This window comes from Devosia sp. (genome assembly GCF_028290645.1).
Lineage (GTDB): Bacteria > Pseudomonadota > Alphaproteobacteria > Rhizobiales > Devosiaceae > Devosia_A.
Window position 1 is genome coordinate 1 of sequence record NZ_JAQGJL010000213.1, and the last position, 6496, is coordinate 6496.

The 6496-nt window shown below is 61.4% G+C and carries 7 protein-coding genes and 2 pseudogenes; 7 read left to right on the top strand and 2 right to left on the bottom strand.

Annotated features, from left to right (window positions below; genetic code table 11):
* Window positions 1-61: 61 nt before the first annotated feature.
* Together JWQ89_RS12105 and JWQ89_RS12110 are read left to right on the top strand one after the other, a co-directional pair.
* A pseudogene (locus JWQ89_RS12105) lies at window positions 62-175 on the top strand (dihydrofolate reductase); the annotation flags it as partial.
* Window positions 176-964: 789 nt separating this feature from the next.
* Window positions 965-1306: a hypothetical protein gene (locus JWQ89_RS12110; protein WP_299641339.1), complete on the top strand. Its 342-nt coding sequence runs from the start codon at window positions 965-967 to the stop codon at window positions 1304-1306.
* A gap of 267 nt (window positions 1307-1573) precedes the next feature.
* On the opposite strand, the gene JWQ89_RS12115 is transcribed toward JWQ89_RS12110, so the two are convergent.
* The gene (locus tag JWQ89_RS12115) at window positions 1574-2512 is read right to left on the bottom strand and encodes a carbon-nitrogen hydrolase family protein (RefSeq protein WP_299641340.1); all 939 of its coding nucleotides are present in this window, start codon (window positions 2510-2512) and stop codon (window positions 1574-1576) included.
* 247 nt (window positions 2513-2759) lie between these two features.
* Here JWQ89_RS12115 and JWQ89_RS22520 point away from each other — a divergent pair.
* The 3 genes and pseudogenes from JWQ89_RS22520 to JWQ89_RS12125 all read left to right on the top strand — a co-directional run.
* Window positions 2760-3167: pseudogene (locus JWQ89_RS22520) on the top strand (methyltransferase domain-containing protein); the annotation flags it as partial.
* Between the two features lie 47 nt (window positions 3168-3214).
* A complete protein-coding gene (locus JWQ89_RS12120) occupies window positions 3215-3565 on the top strand; it encodes a hypothetical protein (RefSeq protein WP_299641342.1) in 351 nt (116 codons plus the stop codon).
* A 406-nt stretch (window positions 3566-3971) separates the two neighbouring features.
* Window positions 3972-4187, top strand: a complete 216-nt coding sequence (locus tag JWQ89_RS12125) for a hypothetical protein (RefSeq protein ID WP_299641345.1) — start codon at window positions 3972-3974, stop codon at window positions 4185-4187.
* Here the strand turns inward: JWQ89_RS12125 and JWQ89_RS12130 are convergent.
* The gene (locus JWQ89_RS12130; RefSeq protein WP_299641346.1) at window positions 4184-4537 is read right to left on the bottom strand and encodes a hypothetical protein; all 354 of its coding nucleotides are present in this window, start codon (window positions 4535-4537) and stop codon (window positions 4184-4186) included. The genes JWQ89_RS12125 and JWQ89_RS12130 overlap by 4 nt on opposite strands.
* 209 nt (window positions 4538-4746) lie before the next feature.
* Between JWQ89_RS12130 and JWQ89_RS12135 the strand changes: the two genes are divergently transcribed.
* The gene (locus JWQ89_RS12135; RefSeq protein WP_299641348.1) at window positions 4747-5415 is read left to right on the top strand and encodes a dihydrofolate reductase family protein; all 669 of its coding nucleotides are present in this window, start codon (window positions 4747-4749) and stop codon (window positions 5413-5415) included.
* 326 nt (window positions 5416-5741) lie between these two features.
* Window positions 5742-6284 carry a class I SAM-dependent methyltransferase gene (locus JWQ89_RS12140; protein ID WP_299641350.1) on the top strand — a complete coding sequence of 181 codons (543 nt, stop codon included), beginning with the start codon at window positions 5742-5744 and terminating at the stop codon, window positions 6282-6284.
* Window positions 6285-6496 lie beyond the last annotated feature (212 nt).

Genomic DNA, 6496 nt, shown 5'->3' on the forward strand with positions numbered 1-6496 from the left:
GCCATTGATCAAACGACGAACGAGCAGACCGAAGATCGACACGGCCGCGACCGATTTGTGCCGGATTTACTTGCACCGGTGCTCGGGGAAGGCACGCCCTTTTTCGCCGGACCGCGTCCACCGCTACGTCTGCGGCAGTGATCGCTTCGACGGCGACGTAGTCAGGCTTAACTTTCACGATTGCACGCCGGCGGCTCGTAGCGTGCCAATGCTTCGGATGATGCGTCAGGCGGAGCATTCTGATAGCCGCCTGGCTGAGGTGCGGTCAGAGAGCTTCGCTCAGCGCCGCCAAGCAAAACACCAATTAGTTTCAACGACTTGTAGCTATACTGCAGCGGCGCACACTGCCAATCGAGCGGCTCAGACGGTTTCGCAGCTGACTACACCCACCGCCATGCAGTCTGCTGTTTTTGCTCAGCAAATTGCCTGCGCATTGAGTCTGCGACAATTCAAAGGCTTAGCCGGATAACCCCGCGGACAACCGCTTCAAGAGACAGCGGACACTCCGTTGAATGGGCCCCCGTCCCGGGCAATTCTCAAAGCGCTAATTTCGTGGTTCGGTTCTCAGCAGGGACCTAGGTTGCCGTGAGGCCTAGCGCTCGGTCCCATCGGGGAGTTGCCAGCTTAAACGGAAATGCTTGCCACCGCAGCAAGGGGCGACGATTTTCTTACCCACCTCGTCGAGCATTACATCGGGCCGGTTGCCGCCAAGCGTCCTCAGGTCCATCTCGGTCGCGCCCTTGCACAGTCGCACCGACTTCAGCCCTGTGGTGCCGCTCGCAGATGGTAGAGCGCCGCGATCTCGGACCGAAGCGCCTCATGTCGGGTCAGCAGACGACCTGCGAGGGGTGGGGGTCCACAGCCACCGCGCCCCAAGGCCCCGCGACCAAAGACGAGGCCCCACTCGGCTTGTCACAATAGGTATGGTAGCGGTCCTGCAGTCCCGCCTCGGGTCGCGTCGTAGGTGCCCTGGACAGATATCGATCCTCGGGTGCGGGCCGGCCAGCAGATGCTGGCGGCGCTACACCCGAGCGGCCGCCGGCCGCCCTCGGTGTCGCGAGCAGACCAACCACCCACGCCGTACCTGGGCGAGGCTGACCCAAGCGATCCCGCGGCGCGCCAGATTCTCGCCGCGCTAGACGCCGCGCCGACAGGTGATTGGGATGTCGCTGCCGCTCTTGATACCTTCATGAGCGAACCGAACGCGCCGGCCACTCGGCCCGACGCCATCTCGCTCATTCTGCAGGACTGGCTTGTTGGGCATGGCTATCTCGAGCCGTTGCCGGCGCCTGAGGACAGCCACTAGCCAAGCAGGTCGCGCTCGATCCGTTCTAGTTCGTCGGCCTTCAGGATCGCGCGCCCCAACGCCCGATAGAGTTCACCCTCAGGCGACGAGCCAGGCGCTTATTCACCGCGAGCTTCGCAACCCACCGCTTGATCAAATGTCCTAGAACCGCGGACAGCGGTCGTGGCAGCGAGCTCAGCCAGTCCTGCATTGTCCTCCGTGCGCGACGAGGTGCATTCTAGGAATCGCCGCGGACGGCGTGGACATGTCCTCCGGGGCGACTTGGGCCTAATCGGTGAACAAGGCCGGCGGGCGAGGTCGCCGGTCAACCGAGAGCGAGAAAATGTCGGGGCGCGCATAATGTCCTGCAACGTCCAGGGATCGACGGGCTCGGCGGGCCATCTCTACATCTATCTCCGCGTACAGAATGCCCTTCTCGCGAACGAGGGGGCCGACCGCAACCGATCCATCCGGCCTAATGACCACAGCACCCCCATCGTTGATCCACTCGTCGGCCGTGAAGAGCGCCTCGTGGTCGGGGAGGGACTCGGGAATGTCGCTGCCTTGGAGCGCGGTGGAGGTACTGATCACCCAACATCCTCCCTCCTTTGCGATGTGACGAAGGGTGGCGACCCACGTCTCTCCGCTGTCCCACGTCGGATTGACATAAATTTCCATTCCTTGGGCGTAGAGAGCATAGCGGGCGAGCGGCATGTAGCTTTCCCAACAGATCAGTGCGCCCACCCTTCCTGCGGGGGTGTCCACCACCTTGAGGCCGGTTGCATCTCCAGAACCCCAGACCATCCGTTCCGGATTGGTCGGCATGAGCTTCCGATGCCGGTTGAGGACTTGCCCATCCGGCCCAATCACCACGACCGTGTTGAACAGCGTCGTTCCGGAGTATTTGCTGTCGATCTCGTTGATGCCGATCACCACCGTTACGCCCAATCGACCAGCAGCGTCCTGAAGTGGCTGCAGGTGTCCAGCTGCCAAGTCCACGGCTCCCTGCCGCAACAGGGCGTGAATCGCGTTGCTAGTTGCCATGTCCTTGCCGGGCCGCAAACGCCATACCCAAGTCGGGTATCCCGGGACATACGCTTCGGGGAAAACTGCCAGGACCGCGCCCTCTCGGACGACTTCCTCCAGTAGCTCTATCGCCGCGGCCACAGTGCGTTCGCGGTCCAACATCACAGGCGGCTTCTGGATGACGGCGACCTTTATTGACATCTCGGCTCCTTCGGCGTTCTCGGTTGAAGCTTAGCCGAACCGAATAAGCAAAACAGTCACCTTCGTGGCCTCATGGTCTTCCACAGGACACGTCTGGCCAATGTGCCACGCCAACTCCATTATCACGAACGTAGAAGCGCTGCGCCAGGCGGGCGACCTGCAGTCGCCCCCACACCCTAACCTCGAAGGTGCTTGACGGTATGGTGCGCTGCGCCATTCTCTGCGACCTTCAGGCGAGGGATCACCAATGGACTCTTCCACCATAGCTAAAGAGACTGGACGGACCGCTTTTGGCCTTGATCCGGCCGGCTATGACAGGTCTCGTCCAGACTATCCTGCGTGGATATTCGAGGCACTCCGTTCTCGTTGCGGGCTTAGCGACGGCACCTCCGTCTTTGAAATCGGGGCCGGGACAGGCAAGGCGACACGAAAGTTGCTCGCGCTGGGAGCAAATCCCTTGGTCGCAATTGAGCCTGATCCCCGCCTGGCAAGCTATCTGACAAACGGGGCGCCCTCATCCGCACTCCGGGTCGTCAACAACACGTTTGAAGACGTAGAGCTTGAGGGCTCGTCGTTTGACATTGGAGTTAGCGCTATAGCGTTCCATTGGCTGGATGAAAATTCGGCTTTAGCCAAGATTGCCCACGCCCTTAAGGTCGGCGGTTGGTGGGCGCGTTCTGGAATGTGTTCGGTGATAGCAGCATGTCGGACCCATTCCACGACGCGACTGAGAAGCTGCTGGCGGCCGGACCAACCAACCCTTCAAACAGCGGCCCTTCTCGCGTCGAGTTCGGAGCCGATGTGGAGGCTAGGGTGGCTGCGATGGAGGCGACCGGCGCGTTTGATGTTGTCGATTGGCATAGGAGCGCTTGGTCAATCGTGCTGGATGCTAAGCAGACCGTGGAACTGTATGCCAGCTACTCTAACGTCAGCCTCCGCCCAGACCGCGACGCCGTTCTAGCCGAGTTGGGGCGCATCGCTCGGGACGAGTTCGGCAATCGCGTGACACGAAATATGACTACGACGCTCTACCTCGCTCGCCGAGCCGGCTGACCCCCGTGCATCCCTCGGGCGATGCTGGCGATCCCTTACCAAGCCCGATACACGGCAGCTTAGCGCTCGGCGCCATCCGGCTGCTGCCAGCTCAATCAGAAACGTTTGTTGGCCCAAGCCCAGACTGGAGGCGGAAAGCGCAAGGTCGGTACCAGCGGGCAACGATCACATCTCCCTGCCGTTATCCCACCGAACCATCGGAAAAGGCCAAGGAGTAATACATCATGTCTGTCACGGGAATCTTCGCCGAAGTCTGTGTTGCTGACGTCGAACGCAGCGTTGCCCGGTACACCAAATTCTTCGGGCGTCCGCCTGAGGACAGGCCCTTGGACGGGTCAGTGCAATGGCGCGATGGACCCGATACAATATGCTCAGCTAAGGCCCTCAGTGTCCACGGAGGCCCCCGTTGCCCTTCAAACTGAGCTACATGATGTTGGTCGGGCGTGGCTCGCGCGAGGTGGGAACGGGGGCGGAGGCCATCGAAGCCTACCGCGAACTGCAGAGCGCCGGCGCCTCCTATATCCTTATCACCGCGGGCGGGACGATCAGAACTATCGAACCGCTGGTTTCCGGGGACCTAGGCAGAAAACTGGTGACAGCCGCGACAGGTCGCAAGCCTTAGGGATGGCCATGGGGCGTGGGGCTCCTTCGGGCGCTATTGATCACTCGAATGATCTGGTCGTCGTCGAACGGCTTGCTGATCGAAGCAAGACCTACGGCGAAGGCTGGCAAATCCGGAGCTCGGGTGCCGCTGCTGATGACCACCGGGATCCCCTGTCGAATGCACTCCTCCAGCACAACCTCACAGGTCTCCGAACCCAGGACGGTGTCGAGAATGGCCAAATCGGGTGGCGTCGACCAGAGGACTTCCAGGGCTGCTGCACAGTTCCCAGCGGGACCGAGGACTTGATACCCTTGGCTCTCCAGACGCTCTTGAAGATCGGCCCCAATGAGCCATTCGTCTTCGACCACTAAAACTGTCCCTGTCACCTGATCGCCTCACGCTGGTCGTTGGGAGGTTATGCTTATCCCCAACAGTCTGACGAGAACATGACCGGGCCAAAGTGAAAAGACCATGGGCAGCCAACGCCCCGAGCACGCAGTTGCTCCAGCTGGGCGCCCAACGGCGTGCCTTCCCCGAGCACCGGTGCAGGTAAATCCGGCAAAAATCGGTCGCGGCCGTGTCGATCTTCGGTCTGCTCGTTCGTCGTTTGATCAATGGCGGTGCTCACCCGCTGAAACTTTCGGACCCTTCGGAGATCATCATGAGAAAGCTCATCGTTCACGAATTCATCACGCTCGACGGCGTCATCCAGGCCCCTGGTGGGGAGGACGAGGATCGCGATGGCGGATTCACGCACGGGGGGTGGACACGACTCTTCTGGCACGACGACATCGGGAAGAGCTTCGGCGCGATGATGCAGGACGTCGACGCGTTCCTGCTCGGTCGGCGCACCTACGTGACGCATGCCGAGGCATTCGAGCCTCTACCTGCCGGGGATCCGTTCGGCGACCTCATGAACGGGCCCGCAAAGTATGTCGTCTCCAAGACGCTCGAGAAGCCCATCTGGCGCAACACCACGATCATCCGGGACAACGTCGTCGAAGCGGTGCGCGCACTCAAGGCGCAGCCCGGCAAGAACATCGTCACCGACGGCAGCAGCCAACTCCTGCACGCGCTGCTGGCCCATGACCTGGTCGATGAACTGCACCTGTCGCTTTATCCGCTCGCCCTCGGCGGCGGCAAGCGCCTGTTCCCTGACGGGGCAACCACTCGGTTCGCGCTTGTCGACTCGAAGCCCTACCCCACCGGCGTGATCGGCCTGCACTACACCCGCCAAACGGTCTGAGGGGTCGCGCCGGTGGCACAGTTGAGCCTGAGGAGCGTCCCATCCGGAAGTTGCGAAGAATGTGCGGGACCCCGATCGCCGTAAGAACTGTTTCCGCGAATGCCGGAGTCAGGGCTTCCTATTGCCGACGGGTACACAACTCTGGTCGTGTCCCGCGCACTACATAGAGCCGATGGGCTATTCCCTTGAACGACTCTCGCGCGCCACAACTTGCTCCGTCATTCTCTACGGGCCGGTTCGGTAAGGGCGATCGGATGGGGGCTGATTTGCGGGTGGATCTCAGAAAGTGGGGCAGGCGGATAGATAATTTCCGCTCGGAGGCCACAATGCGCATTGCGACGCGCGGCACCATGGAGACCGGTATTCCCGATGCCGCGATTTATGCCACGGTCGATTATGCGCAGATACGCGACGTCCTCACTTCATTAGCGATCGGATCGTCGGACGTGTTTGTTGATGTTGGCTGCGGTCGCGGCCGGGTACTGTGTTGCGCAGCCCGCATCGACTGCCAAGCCGTGGTCGGCGTCGATATGTCTCCCGAACTTTGCGCCGACGCGCGTGCCAACGCGGCGCGCATGCGCTTCCGCCGGACGCCGATCACCGTACACGAGGTAGAGGCGCAGAACTTCGATTATAGCGGGGCGACAGCGCTCTATTTCTTCAATCCGTTCGGTGCTGTGACGCTCGATGCCGTGCTGTCAAAATTGCGGGCCGATACTTCCGGATCGCCTCTGCGGCTGGCCTTTGTAAATATTGCCCCGCACACCCAAGGTGTGTTCGCGCTTCACGACTGGCTTAAATTGCAGGCATTTTGGCCAGCAGAAGCGGGGGGCATACATCCCGTAGCGTTCTACGCCCGCGTCGGCTGACAAGGTCCCCCTCGTTTCTGCAATCATCGCCTGCCGGCAAGCCCCAAAAAGAACCGCCCATTCACACCGGCGACCGAAGTCCCCACCGGGAACTCAACTCCCCACCGTAACTTTGATTCCACTGAGCGAGGGGGTGAAACCCCACGCCATCGCCCTCTACACCTACGACACCCTTCCGTCGCAACTGGGGGGCATCCAGTAGCGGGCGTCCC